This is a genomic window from Pseudomonas sp. URMO17WK12:I11 (assembly GCF_007677725.1).
GTDB lineage: Bacteria > Pseudomonadota > Gammaproteobacteria > Pseudomonadales > Pseudomonadaceae > Aquipseudomonas.
In genome coordinates this window covers 76,159-93,963 of the sequence record NZ_VEDF01000005.1, presented here as the reverse complement: position 1 = coordinate 93,963, position 17,805 = coordinate 76,159, and the positions used below count along the sequence as shown (strand labels likewise).

Below are 17,805 nucleotides of genomic sequence, written 5' to 3'. Positions count from 1 at the left end.
TCACTCGTCGTCTGCACTGCCTTCTGCGCGCCAGTAGGCGGCGGCCTTGAGGGCATCTTCGGCTACGCCCTTGTCGAGCAGCAAGGCCTTGGCCTGGCGGGTCAAGGATTTTTCCAGCGCTACCCAGCTGTACAGCTTGCCTGCTGGTAGTTCCAGGCTGCGCAACCGTGCCAGCAGGTCTTCACTGCGGGGTATCCAGATCACTTCGACCTCGGCGGCGCTTGGCAACGGTTGGCGTTCCAGGTCATTTTCGATCTGGATCAGCGCCAGCACACGACGCCCAGCGGCCAGCGCTTGCAAGCGCCGGCCAATGGCGGGGATGGCCGTCTCGTCACCGATCAGCAAGTAGCTGTCGAAGATATCCGGCACCACCAGCGAGGCCCGCGGACCTGCGATGTTCAGCGTCTGGCCAGGCGCAGCCTGAGCCGCCCAGGTCGAGGCAGGGCCGTCGCCGTGCAGCACGAAGTCGATGTCCAGTTCATTGGCATCCAGGTCGATCCGGCGCGGTGTGTATTCGCGCATGGTCGGCCGAACTGCGCCATCACGGCCCAGATTGCGGGCGTCGATGGCCTGCTGTTGCTCGGCGGATTCGGCAAACAGCAGCTTGATGTGATCATCGCTCCCCAGGCTGGTGAAACCCTGCAGCTCAGGGCCGCCCAAGGTGATGCGGCGCATGCGCGGGGTGAGGTCGGTGACCCGCAGCACCTGCAGACGGCGCTGGCGGATTTCATGGTTGACGCGATGGATGGAGTCACTCATGGGGGTTCTCCTTGACGGGATCGGCCGGCGCGCAGGCGATGGCCTTGGCGGTGTCGTTGAGCAGGCTGCGCACGCGCTCGATTTCTTCGGGGGTCCAGCGTCCGCTGTGCATGTGCAGGGCGTGGCGCAGGTTGCCCACCGCTTCATGGATTTGCGGCGGACGGTCGTGCCCACGCAGGGCGCGCTTGCTGACTTCAATGCGCATGCGCACGCCCTCCAGCGCCACCGCCTGATCGACAAGGGCACTGCGCCCGGCAGCGGTGATGGTGTACAGGCGCTTGCTGCCCTGCACCTGGCCGCTGATCAACTCGGCTTCTTCGAGAAAATTCAGCGTGGGGTAGATCACCCCAGGGCTTGGCGTGTAACTGGCGTCGAACAGGTTCTCGATCTGCCGGATCAAGTCATAGCCATGGCCGGGTTGCTCGGCGAGCATCGACAGCAGCAACAGCTTGAGGTCGCCTGGGGCGAATACGCGTGGCCCGCGCTCGCCGCGGCCGGGGCGACGCTCGAACGGGTCATGGGTGGGGTGCTCACGCATGTGCAGGTCCTGTGTTCAGATATATCGCAAGATATTACTCAAGATATATCTAAACACAACCCGGCAAATGCCGATGATTATCATCTACGTTTTAGATGTGTCGCTGCCCTGCATGGCCACTTGCGGCGCTTTGCATTCATTCGGGTTGCCCGGCTGCAAATAAGGCATGAGGATCGGCGCCATGCCCTTGAGCACCTGCACTGGCAGGGCCGAGGTGAATTTGAAGGCTTCGGCCGAGCGCCCCGGCACAAAGGCGGTGAGGGTGCCGAAGTGGTTGTCGCCGAGGAAGAACACGAACGTGGCAGTCCGATTGAGCGAGCGTGAGCCGATCAACCGGCCACCCGCGCCAAAACTCTCTATGCGGTTGTCGCCGGTGCCGGTTTTGCCGCCCATCACCAGAGGTGTGCCGTCATCGAGCTTGAAACTGCCGGAAATGCGCCGTGCCGTGCCGGCATCGACCACTTGCGACATTGCCCCCTTGAGCGCCCGCGCCACTTCGACCGGCAGAATCCGCACGCCTCGGTCCGGGTCGCTGATCAGTTTGGTCTCATAGGGAGTGGCGGCGGCGAAATGCAATGTGTCGATGCGCAGCGTCGGCAGGCGCACGCCGTCGTTCTGAATGATGCCTACCAGCTCCGACAGCGCTGCCGGGCGGTCACCCGAGCTGCCGATGGCGGTGGCCAGCGACGGCACCAGGTGGTCGAACGGATAACCCACACGTTTCCAGCGCTGGTGAATGTCGAGGAAGGCCTCGATTTCCACCATGGTCCGGATACGGCTGTCGCGAGCGCCTTGATGACGGCTCTTGAACAGCCAGCTGTAGACTTCCTGGCGCTCGAAGCGGCTGGCGTTGACCATTTCGCTCAAGGTGGAGCTTGGGTTTTTCAGCAGGTAGCCGAGCAGCCACAGGTCCAGTGGATGCACCTTGGCGATGTACCCTTGATCGGGCAGGTCATACTTGCCCGGCCCATAGGCCTCGTACATCTGCGCCAGCTTGCCGTCGTTGAGCTTGCTCAAAGCCGCGCGGTCATCCTTGCTGTGGGCACGCACGAAGGCATTGAAGGTTTCCTGGCCGGCCTCGGGGAACAGATAGCGGTGCACTGCAGCCAGGCGCTGGGGCGTGGCGCGCATGCTGTCGAGGAAGGTGTCCAGGCGTTGCTGGGAAGTCTTGCGCTGGTACTTCTTCCAGAAGCGCATCAGGTAACTGGTGCCTTCCTTGTCGGCAAAGCGCGCCAGGTATTCCTGGCGTCGCGGGTCCGAATCATCCTTGAGCAGCGGTACGCGGTTGTAGGGCTGCTGGTAGGTCACATAACGCACCAGGTCGCGCATCAGGCGAATGAAGGGCAGGTTGATCGATTCGCGCAGGGCATCCTTCAAAGTAGGATTGCGGCCGTTGTCTTCCTTGCGGAAGTTGTTGAACACATGCATGCCGCCGCCGGTGAAGAAGGCCTCGCCGGTATTGGCCGAGTACTTGCGCTCCAGCGCCGCATCGAGCATGGCGTCAAGGTTCTGGTTCCTGCTGTTCTGCGCCAGCCACTCCAGCGACCACTGGCTGATGCGATCGAGCTCGGCCACATCGACTTTTTTCAACTCGGCCACCGGTTTGCCCGCGTATCTGTCGTGCAGCTCGGCAATGATCTCCAGGTAGGTGGTGAGCACCCGCAGCTTGGCCGTGGAGCCCAGCTCCAGCTTGCTGCCCTCGTTGATGTCGAAAGGCTGGTTGGTGCTGTCGGTCTGCACCCGGACGCGCGAGCCGTCGGCGGTGCGTTCGAACAGGGTGAAGCTGTAGCTCACCTGGTCGGTGGTCTTGGCGGTCAGCAGGCGTTCACCGATCAGGCCGATCTGCGCGGCGAATTCGGGGTCAGCGAGGTTCTTCAGGTACTGGCTGACTTGCAACTGCAGGTCGGCCTGCAGCGTGCTGGTCGCCGATAGGTCCAGGCGGTCGAGGTCGTAGAGGGGACGGTTGAGCATCGCCGCCAGGCGATTGCGCGCCAGGCTGATGCCCTTGTTGGTGACGATCGGCACGATGGTCGGCTGCGCTACCCAGTCACGGTACACCGCCTTGCTGGCCAGCGCGGCGTCGGCCAGCGGCTGCTCGATGACCTTGCTCGCGGCCAGCACGCGGATGTGCGCGTCGGTCAGCTCGGCCAGCTCCACGCGGCCTTTGGACAGATAGTGGGACGGCCGGCGCTGGGCAATCATCAACGACAGCACCTCGCGCAAGGCCAGACCGCGTGCGGCCGTGCTCTGCGGATCACTGGCGGTCGAGGTCAGGACCTTATTGACCTCATCGAAGTCGGCGCCGTACCACACCCGCAGCCCCTCGGCCATGCCATGCACTTCACCATGCCCAGGCACCGCCGACAACGGCACGCTGTTGAGGTAATCACGCACGATGCGCTGGCGCGCTTGGGTAGTATCCGGGCCGCCCTGGTAGGCCCGAACGCTCGCCGAGATCATCTGGCGGATCTTTTCGCCACCGCTGACCGTCAGCCCGTCCGGCGAATGGCGGTATTTTTCCAGCTGGGTCGCCAGGGTACTGCCACCTGCCGACTGCCCTGGCAGGGCCAGGTACTTGGCGACCTGGCTATAGGCAGCCTTGGCGAAGCGCGGCCAGTCCACGGCCGGGTTGTTCTTCACGTCCTGGGTGTCGAGCAGGTCGCGGTTTTCGATGAACAGCAGGCTGTTGACGATCACCGGCGGAATCGACGCGAAGTTCGGGTACAGGTGCTGGGGATAGTTGTACTGATAGAGCATGTCGCCGCGGCAATCGGTGATCGCCAGCCCGGCCTGGATCTTCTCGATGTAGGGCGCGAACAGGCCATGATCGACATAGCGCATCAAGGCTGGGGAGAACTGCACCTGCTCGCTGATCAGATAATCGCGCTTGAGCAGGCGTGGCAGGAATTCGCCCAGCGCGCTGTAACCCAGGCGCTTGTCGAACGGGCCTTCACCTGGATAGACGATGGCGTCGCTGGGACCGGGTTGCAGCGAGTAGGTCAGGGTCGCCGCCAGTTTGCTGAACTCGCGCGATTGCAGCTCGGAGCTGCGAAACTCGTCATAAGCGGCAATGCCGATGGCGATCAGGGCCAGCAACAGGATCAACACGATCAGCCGCCACCACAACCTGCGTTTACGCGGGGAAGGCGGTTGTGGTGGAGTGGCCTGCGCTGATTCAGGTGCTTGCGTTCTGGGTGGTTCCGATTGCCACAGTGCGCCCATAATCTTCTATCCGGCCAAATATTTTCGTCCTGCTTGCGTGAAGCTTAGACGTTGACGGGCCGAGGTGAAAAATTTGTCGAAAGGCCACTGCCGTGGCCCCGGACAGCCTCAGGCGGCCGCTTCGCTGTGCGGCTCGAAGCTGTCGGCCCGGGCCAGCTGCCACATGCGCGAGTAGAATTCGCCGTCCACCTCGCCGGTCAGCAGCTCGCCGGGCTTGAGGAACACGTGCATCTGCGAGAACAACTTGATCTCGGTGGCCGACACCCGCCGCACCAGGTGCTTGGCCTCCAGCTGCGCCGGGTGTTCCAGGCCTGCGGCGGCGAGCATCTCGGCCAGGGCGCGCAAGGTATTGTGATGGAAGTTGCGTACCCTCTGGGCTTTGTCGGGCACCACCAGCGCGCGCTGGCGCAGCGGGTCCTGGGTCGCCACGCCGGTCGGGCATTTGTTGGTGTGGCAGCTCTGCGACTGGATGCAGCCGACCGCGAACATGAACCCGCGCGCCGAGTTGGCCCAGTCGGCGCCGATCGCCAGCACGCTGGCGATGTCGAACGCACTGACGATCTTGCCGCTGGCACCGAGCTTGATCTTGTCGCGCAGGTTCAGGCCGACCAAGGTGTTGTGCACGAACAACAAACCTTCGCGCATTGGCACGCCGATATGGTCGGTGAACTCCACGGGCGCGGCACCGGTGCCGCCTTCCTTGCCGTCGACGACGATGAAGTCCGGCACAATGCCGGTTTCCAGCATGGCCTTGGCGATGCCCATGAACTCCCACGGGTGACCCAGGCACAACTTGAAGCCCACCGGCTTGCCCCCAGACAGCTCGCGCAGCTGAGCGATGAACTGCATCAGTTCGAGCGGGGTGGAAAAGGCGCTGTGCCGCGAGGGTGAAATACAGTCTTCGCCCATCGGCACGCCACGGGTTTCGGCGATCTCCTCGCTGACCTTGTGCTTGGGCAGGATGCCGCCGTGGCCAGGCTTGGCGCCCTGGCTCATCTTGATCTCGATCATGCGCACTTGCGGGCTGCGCGCCTGGCTGGCGAAGCGCTCGGGGTCGAAGCGTCCGTCGGCGGTGCGGCAGCCGAAGTAGCCGCTGCCCAGCTCCCAGACCAGGTCGCCGCCATGTTCCCGGTGGTAAGGGCTGATGCTGCCCTCGCCGGTGTCATGGTGGAAATTGCCCAGCTTGGCGCCTTTGTTGAGGGCGCGAATGGCGTTGGCGCTGAGCGAGCCGAAGCTCATGGCCGAGATGTTGAAGATCGATGCCGAATACGGCTGGCTGCACTGCGGACCGCCGATGGTGATGCGAAAGCTCGCGGGATCAGCCAGCGGGGCCGGGCGCATGGAGTGACCGATGAACTCGAAGCCCGATTGGTACACATCGATCAAGGTGCCAAAGGGTTTGTCCGATACTTCGTTCTTGGCCCGGGCGTAGACCAGCGAGCGCTGCGCTCGCGAGAAGGGCAGGGCATCGCTGTCGGCTTCGAGCAGATACTGGCGGATTTCCGGGCGGATGGCTTCGACCAGGTAGCGGATATTGCCCAGAATCGGGTAATTGCGGCGTACCGCGTGGCGCTGTTGCAGCAGGTCGACCAGACCGATCAGGCTGAGGATCGCCGTGGTCAGGGTGAATGGCCAGAGCCATTCATGCTGCACGAACGGCAGGCTTGCCAGGGTGAACAGAACACAGGCTGCGAAGCAGGCGTAACGGCTGAGAAGTGACAGGCTCATACAGATTCCTTGCAATGGCGCGGTCAGGCTCAGGGCCTGGGCAAACCCCGACCATAACCAAGTTGGCCGGTGCTGCACATTAAATCTGCATTAGCGGCACTCGTTCGCGCCGCCGCGCCTTACAGTGTCAGCCGCCCAAGCCCGGGCGTGGCACGCTGCAGCGCCTGCTGCCACAGCGCCTGCTCCTGCACCGAAGCCTGCACCAGGTAGCGGCAGCGCCCTGCACTGCGCACCGCCACCGGCACGCCATCGCGATAGAGCAGCCGGTTGCCGCCCACTGCGGGCACCTTGGCGCCCGGCAACAACGAGCCAAGCAGGTTCAACGGGTCGCTGGCGCTGACCATGACCAAGGTTTCGTCTGGTTCACGCCGGCGTACCTGGCGCAGCAGCCCGACCGCCTCGGGCAGGGCGAATTGCTCACCTGCCAGGCCGGCGATGAAACGCCCGCCGCGAATCTCGCCACGCGCTTCAAGGCGCTGATAACAGCGCAACAGCTCGCGCCAGGGCGGCAGCACGTCGCTTTCGCGGGCCAGCAGGCGCCAGCACATCACGCCGTAGCGGCGCAGCAGGCTGTAGGCAATATGCTCCAGGCGCTGCTGTTGATCGACGTCTTCAGCGCCGCGGCGCAACACCGCCCAACGGCCGGCGTGGGCCATGCTGCTCGACAGCGGGGCAAAGCCGCGCCTGCTGCTGCGCGGCGAGCGCTTGGCGGCCGGGGCGATCAAGCTGCGCAGGCCGGTGAAACTGTCAGCGCCGACCAGGCCTGCCCCGACCAGTGCCTGCAACGCCGCTTCCAGTTCGCTGGGCAGCAGGCGTGCCTCACTGACCAGCTCGTCGAAGAACGAGGCCCCTTGCGTCTGCAGCACCTCCAGCACCCGTTGTGCCCGGCCGCCCAAGGTCTCCGGCGCCGGTACGCTCGCCAGGCTCCGCCACAGCTTCATGTGCTCGCGCGGCAGCAACACCAGCGGGGTACTGGCCAGGGTGTTGCTGGCCGGGTTCGCCGCCAGCCGGCTCCAGGCGTATTGCCCGCTGCGACAGGCGTCATCGAGCCACTGTGGACTGTAGTCGTGAATGCGCGCCGGCAGCAGTTCCGCTTCCCATGCGCCGGCAGCGCTGGGGAAGCCCTGCAGTTGGCCGAGCACCTGGGCAAGCGCCTGCGGACCGCGCAGACGCTCATCAGGCGCAATGTGCTGCCAGTCGAACAGAAAGCGCAGGTAGTCCTGCAGGCTGACCGGCTCGATCTCCCGGCGCAGCCGCTTGACCGTGTAGCGGTGGATGCGCGCCAGCAGATGCCGCTCGCACCATTGCAGGTCGCGCGCGCCTGGGCTGAAGTAGCCACGCAGCAGCTGCCCTTCGCCTTCCAGGCGGGCCAGCGCCTGTTCGATGCGCGCAGCCGGCAGGGCCAGCGGCGCGGCGATCTGCGCCAGGGTCAGCGGGCCATGGCCACTGAGCCGGGCGCGCAGCAACTCGGCCAGCGCGGCATCTTCATCGAGCGCCTGATCGAAGCCTGGCAGCACCTCCAGCGCCGGTTGCCGTTGCGCCTGGGGATACAGCGTTTGCAGCAGCTGCAGGCGCTCGCGCGCCAGCCACAGCCCGACATCGACTAAGCGCAGCGCCCGTCCGGCCTTGGCCAGTTGGCGCAACAAAGCGGCCCAGCTGGGGTTGCCCAGGACTTCGGCGTCGCTGACCGCCCCCAGGCTCATGAGCGCTTCATGCATTTCATCGGCACCGACCGGCTGCGGCCAGGCTTCGGCCTGCACTGCAGCGATCGCTTCCAGGTCCAGCGCGCCCAGGTCATCGGCGCTGTGCACCTCGCTCCAGCGCCGATTGAGCACGGCCTGGGTGCGCCGCTCCTCCAGCGGTGCGTCGTCAAGGAAGGCGTACGGCCGGGCATTGAGGATCGCCGCTGCCAACGGCGAAGGCGCTGGCAGGTCGCGGCACAACAGGCGCACCTGGCCGCTTTCCATGCGCCGCAGCAGGGCCAGCCAGCCTTCGCTGTCCATGGCCTCGTGCAGGCAATCGTCGAGGGTCTGCTCGATCAATGGGTGCTCGGGGATCTGCCGCTCGCCGGCGATGTTCTCAAGGCAGGCGATCTGGTCGGGAAACACCGCAGCGATCAAGTCTTCGCTTTTCATGCGCTGGATCTGCGGCGCGACCTTGCGCCCACCGACAAAGCGCGGCAAGGCCATGGCCACGCCCGCGTTCCAGCGCCAGCGCACCCCGAACAGTGGCGCATCGAGCAAGGCCTGGATCAGCACCTGCTCGGCGCTGCGGCTGTTGAGGTAGCGCCACACCTCATCGAGCTCAAAGCTGTGGCTGGTCGACAGCGACAAGACGATGGCGTCCTCGCTGGCCGCCGCTTGCAGCTCGAAGTTGAAGGTGCGGCAGAAGCGTTTGCGCAGGGCCAGGCCCCAGGCACGATTGATGCGGCTGCCGTAGGGCGTGTGAATGACCAGCTGAGTGCCGCCGGATTCGTCGAAGAAGCGTTCCATGATCAGGGTTTGCTGCGAGGGCAGGGCGCCGAGCACTTCCCGGGTTCGTCCCAGGTAGTCGAGCAATTGGCTGGCGCAGGCCTCGCTCAGGGCGAAACTGCTTTGCAACCACTGCAGCACTGCCGGCCAGTGTCCTGCACAGAGGCCCAGCTGTTCGTCGATCGCGGCCTGCAGACGGGCGACCGCGACCGACAGCTCGTCACTGCGCCCTGGCGCCTCACCCAGCCAGAACGGAATGGTCGGCGGCAGGCCCTGGGCGTCCTCCACCCGCACGCGGCCGGGTTCCACGCGCAGGATGCGGTAGGAAGCATTGCCCAGCTGGAAGATATCGCCGGTGATGCTTTCCACCGCGAAATCTTCATTTACACTGCCGATGTTCAGGGCCTGCGGTTCGAGCAGCACCGCGTAGTCGGCGGTTTCGGGGATGGTACCGCCACTGGTCAGCGCGGTCAGCTGGCTGCCCCGTCTGCCGCGCAGGGTGCCACTGACGGCATCCCGGTGCAGATAGGCGCTGCGCAGACCCTGACGGCCGTTGTAGCCTTCGGCGAGCATGCGCAGCAACGCCTGGTACCGCGCAGGGTCAAGCTCGGCATAAGGGGTCGCCTGGCGCAGACAGTCGAACAGCGCCTGTTCGTGCCAAGGATGGTTGCTGACCTCGGCGACGATCTGCTGCGCCAGTACGTCCAGCGGCGCCTTGGCCAGGTGCACCTGGTCGAGTTCGCCACGGCGCACGCAGTCCAGCAAAGCCACGCATTCGATCAGATCGTCCCGCGAGGTGGCGAACAGCCGGCCCTTGGGAATGCCGTCGACCTGGTGCCCCGAGCGTCCGACCCTTTGCAGAAACGCCGCGATCGAGCCGGGCGATTCGATCTGGCAGACCAGGTCGACATCACCGATGTCGATGCCCAACTCAAGGGACGCGGTGGCCACCAGCACCTGCAACTGGCCACCCTTGAGGCGCTGTTCGGCGTCCAGGCGCAGTTCCTTGGCCAGGCTGCCGTGGTGCGCAGCCACCGCCTGCTTGCCCAGGCGATCGCCCAGGTGGCGCGTCAGGCGCTCGGCCAGCCGGCGCGTATTGACGAACACCAAGGTGGTGCGGTGCTCGCGCGCCAGGTCCGCCAGGCGATCATAGAGCAACCCCCAGACATCGCTGGCCATCACCGCCCCCAAGGGCACCGGCGGCACCTCGATGGCCAGATCGCGCTGCCGCGCATGGCCCACGTCGACGATCGCACAGGGGCGTTGTTGGCCCACCAGAAACTGCGCCACGCGTTCCACCGGGCGCTGCGTGGCCGACAGCCCGATGCGCCGCAGGCTGCGTCCAGCCAGGCTTTGCAAACGCTCCAGGGTCAGTGCCATGTGAGCGCCGCGCTTGTTGCCGGCCAGCGCGTGAATCTCATCGACGATCACCGTGTGAACGTTGGCCAGGCCCTGCCGACCGGAGGCCGAGCCCATCAATACATAGAGCGATTCGGGGGTGGTGACCAAAATGTGGGGTGCGCGCCGACGCATCGCCGCGCGGTCCTTCTGCGGCGTATCGCCGGTACGCACGGCGCTGGTGATGCGCGGCGCCTGCAGGCCCTGTTCGAGCAGCGCAGCGCCGATGCCTTCGAGCGGCGCTTGCAGGTTCAGGCGGATGTCGTTGGACAACGCCTTGAGCGGTGACACATAGACCACCAGGGTTTGCTCGGGCAGTTCGCCGCCCAGCTCGAGGCCTTGGCGGAACAATTCATCGAGAACGGCTAGAAACGCGCTGAGGGTCTTGCCCGAGCCGGTCGGGGCGGCAAGCAGCATCGACTGCCCGCCATGGATCAGCGGCCAGGCCTGGGCCTGAGCGGCAGTGACCGTGGCGAAATGGCGGGCAAACCAAGTGCTCACCGCTGGATGAAACAGTTCGAGCACGGGATGCTGATGGGCTGGCAGGTTCATCTGATGGTTATGGCGGCTCGCCAGGCGCTTGGCAAGTGGCCATTCGTCTTGCCGCGTCGGCCTTGTCAGGCTGGCCGGCTGCATGGGATCCTCGCCGGCCTTTTCCCTGAGCCCTTTTATCCAGGATCAACCCCATGGCCAATATCATCCGCATCGCTGCCGCGTTGCTCATCGATCCCCAAGGCCGCACCTTGCTGGTGCGCAAGCGTGGGACCGAGGCGTTCATGCAACCCGGTGGCAAGATCGATGCCGGTGAAACCCCGGTTCAGGCACTGGTGCGCGAGCTGCATGAAGAGCTGGGCCTTGCCATCGACCCCGACCAGGCTCGATACCTTGGCCAGTTCAGCGCGCCAGCGGCCAATGAGCCGGGCTTCGTGGTGCAGGCCGAACTGTTTCGCGTCGACAGCGCCGCCACCGTGACCCCGGCAGCGGAAATCGAAGAAGTGCAATGGTTGGCCGCCGATCAGACCGCGACCCTGCCGCTGGCGCCGTTGACCCGCGACCTGATCTTGCCGCTGTATCGCGAGGCCGTCAGCGCACCGCACTGACCCCGTCGAGGGTGGCGAACGAGGTGTCTTTGGCGGTCAGCAGAAAATCGCGCATGTAGGGTGCATCGAGCATGTCGGTGCGCACCGCCGCATACAGGGTGGCGAACAGCCCTTTTTCGCCCAGGCGCTTGCCCTTGACGTAACCGCGCGAGCTGTATTCGTGCAGCGCCCAATGCGGCATGCCGCAGACGCCGCGGCCGCTGGCGACCAACTGCATCATCATCACGGTCAGTTCGGAGGTACGCACGGCGGCAGGCTCGACGTCGGCGGGCTCGAGGAAACGGGTGAAAATGTCCAGGCGATCGCGCTCCACCGGATAGGTGATCAGCGTCTGGTCGAGCAGATCCTGCGGCACGATATGGGCCTTGCCCGCCAGGGCATGCTGGTTGGCCACGGCCAACATGGCTTCATAGGTGAACAGCGGCACATAGGTTATACCGGCCAGGTCCAGCGGATCGGAGGTCACCACCAGGTCCAGGTCACCGCGTGCCAGGGCCGGTAGCGGGGCGAAGGCGAAGCCTGAGGCCAGGTCCAGTTCCACCTCGGGCCAGGCGTCGCGAAACTGGTCGATGGTCGGCATCAACCATTGGAAGCAGCTGTGGCACTCGATGGCCATGTGCAGACGCCCGGCAGTGCCGCCGGCCAGCCGGGCAATGTCGCGCTCGGCGCCGCGCAGCAACGGCAGGGTGGCATCGGCCAGTTGCAGCAGGCGCAGGCCTGCGCTGGTAAAGCGGATCGGCTTGCTCTTGCGCACGAACAAGGGCAGGCCTAGGCGTTCTTCCAACTCCTTGAACTGGTGCGAAAGCGCCGACTGGGTCAGGTGCAAGCGCTCGGCAGCCTCCACCAGGCTGTCAGCTTCGCGCAGGGCATGAAGGGTTTTGAGGTGGCGGATCTCCAGCACGGCTGACTCCGAGAAAATATTTTATGTTAACGGGGAATCAGTTGAGTTTCGCTCATGTTGCAGGCGCCTGTCGACCGTGCAGGCAAACCGCTGGTGTGCGGAGCGTCGGACTATTACCGCAGTAGGCGAGGTCCAGGGTCAGCCGAGTCCGTATTTCTTGACCTTGTCGAACAGCGTGGTCTTCGCCATGCCCAGCTCCTGGCTGGCCTGGCTGAGGTTGCCGCCGCTGCGTTGCAGTGCATCGCTGAGCAAGGTGCGCTCGAAGGCTTCCACGGCTTCGGCGAAGCCAACACCCTGGCTGGCGGCGCCGCTCGGGCTCTTCTTGAACGCTGGCAGCCCCAGCGCATAGCGCTCGGCGACGTTACGCAGTTCGCGCACGTTGCCTGGCCAGTCGTGGGCCATCAGCCGGGACAGGGTCTGGCTGTCGAGGGTCGGCGTCTCGCGGTCGAAGCGCAGGGCCGATTGCTGCAAAAAGTGCTCGAACAACTGCGGTACGTCTTCGCGGCGCTCGCGCAAGGGCGGCAGCTCCAGGGTCACCACGTTCAGGCGGTAGTACAGGTCGCTGCGAAATTGCCCTGACTGGCCGAGGGCATCGAGATCGGACTTGGTGGCCGCGATCACTCGACAGTCAACGGCGATGCTCTGGTTCGAACCCAGGCGCTCGAGGGTGCGCTCCTGGAGAACGCGCAGCAGCTTGATCTGCAGGTTGATCGGCATGCTTTCCACTTCATCGAGGAACAGCGTGCCGCCGTTGGCATGTTCGATCTTGCCGATGCGTCGCTTGCCCGCGCCAGTGAAGGCGTTGGCTTCGTGACCGAAAATCTCGCTCTCGAACAGGTTCTCTGGCAGGCCACCGCAGTTCAGCGCTACGAATGGCCCGGCCTGGCGCCGGCTGGCGTCGTGCAGACAACGCGCGACCAATTCCTTGCCGGTGCCGGTTTCACCTTCGATCAGGACGTTGGCCGAGGTGTCGGCGACATTGGCGATCAGCTCGCGCAAATGCTGCATGGCCGGGGAGCGCCCGATGATGCGGCCCTCCAGGCTGCTTTGCTCGACCAATTGCCGGCGCAGCGCCAGCACTTCGCGCGACAGCCCGCGTTGTTCCAGGGCGCGGCGCACCACATCGACCAGGCGCTCGGGGGAAAAGGGTTTTTCCATGAAATCGTAGGCGCCGTTGCGCATCGCACCCACGGCCATGTCGATATCGCCGTGCCCGGTAATGAGCACCACCGGCAGGCTCTTGTCGCGCGCCTTGAGGCGGTTGAGCAGTTCCAGACCATCGATGCCTGGCAGGCGGATGTCGCTGACGACGATGCCGGCAAAATCATCGCCGACCCGCTCCAGGGCCTGCTCGGCGCTGCCCACGCCCTCGCAGGCGATGTCTTCCAATGCCAGCGCCTGCTGGCAGCCAAGCAGCACATGCGGGTCGTCTTCGACGATCAGGACGGTAAGGGGCACTGGATTCATGGTTGCTCTGCCGATTCGCTGGGGGGCTGGACGAGGGGCATGGCGAGGACGAAGGCGGTCCCGCCACTGGCGGGGTGCTCCACATTCAGGCTGCCCTTGGCGGCGGCCGCGAGGCTTGCCGACAGGGTCAACCCCAGGCCCAGGCCGCGTTCGCCCGGTTTGGTGGTGAAGAAGGGTTCGAACAGGTGCTTGCGGGTTTCATCGTCGATACCGTGGCCGTTGTCGCGCACCCGCAGGCGGTACTTGTCAGCCGCCAGCTCACCCTCCAGCCACAGCGCCGGTAACGGTTGGCTGGCCATGGCGTCGAGCGCGTTGCCGATCAGGTTGACCAGGATCTGTTCCAGGCGGGTCTGGTCGATCGCCAGTTGCTGGTCGTCGAAGTCGCTGTGCAACTGCACCTGGCCACCGGCGATGCGCTCGCCCAGCACCTGCAGGGCCGCGTCGACCGCCTTGGCCAGCGATGCCTGGCCGCTGTCATCACCGCGCCTGGCGAACGAGCGCAGGCTGGCGGTAATGCGGCCCATGCGATCGATCAGCTCGTTCATGGTACGCAGGTTGGTGCTGGCGGTTTCCAGCGCGCCACGCTCGAGAAATCGCACGGTGTTGCCAGATAGCGTACGCAGCGCCGCCAGCGGCTGATTGAGTTCATGAGCGATGCTGGTCGACATTTGGCCGATTGCCGCCAGCTTGCCGGCCTGGACCAGTTCGTCCTGGGCATGGCGCAGGGTCTGCTCGGCGTGCCGACGTTCACGGATCTGGCCCTTGAGGCGCTCGTTGCTGGCGCGCAGGTCGGCGGTGCGGTTGGCGATGCGCTGCTCCAACTGGTTGTTGGCCTGTTGCAGCGCTTCGCGCGCGGCCAGGCGGGTGGCGATCACCTTGCGTCGCTCGTTCCAGGCGATGCCGAGGATCGCCAGCAGCGCGAACGCCACGCCTACCAGGATGCCCTGGACCATCGATTCGCGGCGCAGATCCTGCAGCGGGGTGAGCAGGGTGAAGTGCCAGGGAGTGTCCGCCAGGCGCCGGGTCTGCGCCAGGTACGTCACTTCATGGGGTTTGCCCTGGGCGGTCTCGCTGTTGGCCGGGAAGGTGAGCTTTTCCACGCCATCGGCCAGGGTTTCCCGGGCCAGGGGCTGCAGCTCGTTCAGCGGCCACCAGTAATACTGCAGGCTGCGCGCCAGGCGCTCCTTCATTTGCGGCGACAACGGGCGCACCGACTTCAGGCGCCGGGCAGGGTCGCTGGAGAGGATGATGATGCCATTCTCATCACTGACGAAAGCCTCCAGGCGGGCGCGCTGCCAACGCTCTTCGAGGGTGTCCAGGCGTACCTTGATGACCGCGACGCCGATCACCTTGCCATGTTCTTCCAGGCCATGGGCCAGGTAATAACCAGCTTCGCCGGTGGTGCTGCCGATGCCATAGAAGCGCCCGGGCTCGCCGCGCACGGCGGTCTGGAAGTAGGCCCGAAACGACAGGTCTTCGCCCAGGAACGAGTCGGCGTCACGCCAGTTGCTGGTGGCCTGCACCCGGCCGCTGGTATCGAGCACGAAGATCGCCCGGCTGCGGCTGCGGCGGTTGAGGCCCTCGAGGTATTCGTTGACCGATTGCCGGTTGGCGCCATCGGGGTCGGTGAGCAGCCGCGAGACACTGTCTTCGAGCTCGAGCACGCTGGGCAGGTAGGTGTATTTGCTGATTTCGCTCTCGACGGTGCGCGCATGCAGTTCGAGGGCGCGTTCACCGCTTTCGCTGAGCACCCGGATACCGTTGCTTTCACTGATCGAATAACCGGCCCAGCCGAGGCCGACCATCAGCAGGATGATCAAAGGTGGCAGCAGCAGTTGGCGGATCAGGCGGGATTTCACGGCGGGCTTGGCAGGCAGAAGAAGCGAGGGGTCGCATTTCATCACAGTGGCCTTGTCACGGCCAGCATCCGCTGCCGGCCTGAGCCGGGCAGCGCTGCCGTTGGTGCCGAATCAGTGTTGCAAGATCTTGCTGAGGAAATGCTGGGTACGTTCGTGGCGCGCTGTAGGGTCGCCGAAGAATGCCTCTTTCTGGCAGTCCTCGATGATGTGGCCCTTGTCCATGAAAATCACCCGGTTGGCCACTTTACGGGCAAAGCCCATTTCGTGGGTCACGCACATCATGGTCATGCCTTCATGGGCCAGTTCGACCATGACGTCGAGCACTTCATTGACCATTTCAGGGTCCAGCGCCGAGGTCGGTTCGTCGAACAGCATGACGATCGGGTCCATCGACAGCGCGCGGGCGATGGCCACGCGCTGCTGCTGACCACCGGACAACTGCCCAGGGTGCTTCTTGGCGTGGGCGCCAAGGCCGACCCGATCGAGCAGGGCGAGGCCCTTCTTGGTCGCTTCCGCCTCGCTGCGGCCGAGCACCTTGCGCTGGGCAATGGTCAGGTTCTCGGTGATGCTCAGGTGCGGGAACAGCTCGAAGTGCTGGAACACCATGCCGACCCGTGAACGCAGTTTGGGCAGGTTGGTCTTGGAATCGGCGATCGAGGTGCCATCGACCACGATGTCACCCTTCTGGAACGGCTCCAGCGCATTCACGCACTTGATCAAGGTCGATTTGCCTGAGCCCGAGGGGCCGCAGACCACCACCACTTCACCTTTCTTGACCTCGGTGCTGCAGTCGGTCAGCACCTGGAAGTCCCCGTACCACTTGTTGACGTTCTTGATGGAAATCATACGGTGATCCTTTTTTGCAGGCGCTTGACCAGCCACGAAGCGGAGAAGCTGATGACGAAGTACACGACCCCGGCGAAGATCAGGAACTCATGGGAGCGCCCGATGATGTCGCCGTTGGAACGTGCCGAATTGAGGAAGTCCACAAGGCCGACGGTGTAGACCAGCGAGGTGTCCTGGAACAGGATGATGCTCTGCTGCAGCAGCAACGGGGTCATCTTGCGGAACGCCTGCGGCAGGATGATCAGGCGCATGGTTTGCCCGTAGGTCATGCCCAGGGCCTGTGCCGCGCCCATCTGCCCCTTGGAGATCGACTGCACGCCGGCGCGGACGATTTCACAGAAGTAGGCCGCCTCGAACATCATGAACGCCACGACGCACGAGGTGAACGCACCGACCGGGGTGTCTTCGCCGGTGATCCAGCGCAGCACGAATGGCACCGCCAGGTAGAACCAGGTGATCACCAACAGCAGCGGGATGGAGCGGAAGTAGTTGACGTAGGCCCCGGCCAGGCGCGACAGCAGCTTGCTTGAGGACAAGCGCATCAGGGCCAGCAGCGTACCCAGGACAATACCGCCGACCACGCCCATGACCATCAGTTGCAAGGTCAACAACATGCCGTCCCACAGGGCCGGCAGCGCGGGGATGATTTCGCTGAAATCCATTTCCATTTATTTGCCCCCCACGGAGATCAGGCCGGGCACGGCGACTTTCTTCTCGACCACACGCATCAGCAGCATCAGGCCCATGTTGAGGGTGAAGTAGATCAGCGTGGCCAGGGTGAAGGCCTCGAACAGGTTGGCGGAAAACTCGGCGGTCTGCTTGGTCTGCGCCAGCAGCTCCATCAGCCCGATCAGCGAGGCTACCGAGGAATTCTTGAACACGTTCAGGAATTCCGAGGTAAGCGGTGGAATGATGATCCGATAGGCTTGCGGCAGCAGCACGTTGGTGTAGATCTGCGGCAGGCTGAAGCCCATGGCCCGGGCCGCAGCTTCCTGGCCGCGTGGCAGCGCCTGGATACCAGTGCGTACCTGCTCGCACACCCGTGCGGCGGTGAACAGACCCAGGCAGATGATCACGCTGATCAGCGCCGAGGTGGTCGGATTGAGATCCTGCTTGAACCATTCCTGCAGGCCTTCAGGCAGCAGGTCCGGCACCAGGAAGTACCAGATGAACAGCTGCACCAGCAGCGGCACATTGCGGAACAGCTCCACATAGGCGGTGGCGATCCCCGATACCAGACGGTTCGGCACGGTCCGCATGACGCCGAGGACAGACCCCAGCAGCAAGGCGATGATCCAGGCGCAGAGGGCAATCGCGATGGTCCAGCCCAGACCGGTGATATACCAGTCCAGATAGGTCTCGCTACCCACGCCGGTGGACTTGAAGAACACGCCCCAGTCCCAGTTGTAATTCATCGGGATTTCCCCTCAGACGGTTGTTTCACGGGCACCTTCGAGCATCCAGGGGCGCGGCGCGCCCTTGGATGAAAGGGTAGACACTAAAGCGTGGCCTGTGG

At 64.6% G+C, this 17,805-nt stretch carries 12 protein-coding genes; 1 reads left to right on the top strand and 11 read right to left on the bottom strand.

What is annotated here, in order from left to right; genetic code table 11:
* The 5 genes from FS665_RS11495 to FS665_RS11475 form a co-directional block, all read right to left on the bottom strand.
* A complete protein-coding gene (locus FS665_RS11495) occupies positions 1-759 on the bottom strand; it encodes a siderophore-interacting protein (RefSeq protein ID WP_145187890.1) in 759 nt (252 codons plus the stop codon).
* Positions 752-1,297: a PadR family transcriptional regulator gene (locus tag FS665_RS11490; RefSeq protein WP_145187887.1), complete on the bottom strand. Its 546-nt coding sequence runs from the start codon at positions 1,295-1,297 to the stop codon at positions 752-754. The genes FS665_RS11495 and FS665_RS11490 overlap by 8 nt, the downstream gene beginning before the upstream one ends.
* A gap of 84 nt (positions 1,298-1,381) precedes the next feature.
* Positions 1,382-4,519, bottom strand: coding sequence for a transglycosylase domain-containing protein (locus FS665_RS11485; protein ID WP_145187884.1), 3,138 nt, complete (start codon positions 4,517-4,519; stop codon positions 1,382-1,384).
* A 108-nt stretch (positions 4,520-4,627) separates the two neighbouring features.
* The gene (locus FS665_RS11480; RefSeq protein WP_145187881.1) at positions 4,628-6,247 is read right to left on the bottom strand and encodes an FMN-binding glutamate synthase family protein; all 1,620 of its coding nucleotides are present in this window, start codon (positions 6,245-6,247) and stop codon (positions 4,628-4,630) included.
* Positions 6,248-6,366: 119 nt separating this feature from the next.
* Positions 6,367-10,668 carry a DEAD/DEAH box helicase gene (locus FS665_RS11475; protein WP_145188706.1) on the bottom strand — a complete coding sequence of 1,434 codons (4,302 nt, stop codon included), beginning with the start codon at positions 10,666-10,668 and terminating at the stop codon, positions 6,367-6,369.
* Positions 10,669-10,802: 134 nt separating this feature from the next.
* On the opposite strand from FS665_RS11475, the gene FS665_RS11470 reads away from it, so the two are divergent.
* Entirely contained in the window at positions 10,803-11,216 is a 414-nt protein-coding gene (locus FS665_RS11470; RefSeq protein ID WP_145187879.1) for an NUDIX domain-containing protein, read from the top strand.
* On the opposite strand, the gene metR is transcribed toward FS665_RS11470, so the two are convergent.
* From metR to FS665_RS11440, 6 genes are all read right to left on the bottom strand, one after another.
* Complete coding sequence (gene metR, locus FS665_RS11465; RefSeq protein WP_145187876.1) at positions 11,200-12,117, bottom strand: transcriptional regulator MetR; 918 nt, start codon at positions 12,115-12,117, stop codon at positions 11,200-11,202. The two genes, FS665_RS11470 and metR, sit on opposite strands and share 17 nt — an antisense overlap.
* A 138-nt stretch (positions 12,118-12,255) precedes the next feature.
* Positions 12,256-13,584: a sigma-54 dependent transcriptional regulator gene (locus FS665_RS11460; protein ID WP_145187872.1), complete on the bottom strand. Its 1,329-nt coding sequence runs from the start codon at positions 13,582-13,584 to the stop codon at positions 12,256-12,258.
* Entirely contained in the window at positions 13,581-15,485 is a 1,905-nt protein-coding gene (locus FS665_RS11455) for an ATP-binding protein (RefSeq protein WP_145187869.1), read from the bottom strand. Before FS665_RS11455 ends, FS665_RS11460 begins: the two co-directional genes overlap by 4 nt.
* Before the next feature lie 69 nt (positions 15,486-15,554).
* On the bottom strand, positions 15,555-16,289 hold the full coding sequence (locus FS665_RS11450; RefSeq protein ID WP_145187866.1) for an amino acid ABC transporter ATP-binding protein: 735 nt from the start codon (positions 16,287-16,289) through the stop codon (positions 15,555-15,557).
* Positions 16,286-16,957, bottom strand: a complete 672-nt coding sequence (locus FS665_RS11445; RefSeq protein WP_145187863.1) for an amino acid ABC transporter permease — start codon at positions 16,955-16,957, stop codon at positions 16,286-16,288. The genes FS665_RS11450 and FS665_RS11445 overlap by 4 nt, the downstream gene beginning before the upstream one ends.
* Positions 16,958-17,704 (bottom strand): amino acid ABC transporter permease, encoded by a 747-nt coding sequence (locus FS665_RS11440; protein WP_145187860.1) that lies wholly within the window; start codon positions 17,702-17,704, stop codon positions 16,958-16,960. It lies immediately after the preceding gene.
* Between the last annotated feature and the right edge of the window lie 101 nt (positions 17,705-17,805).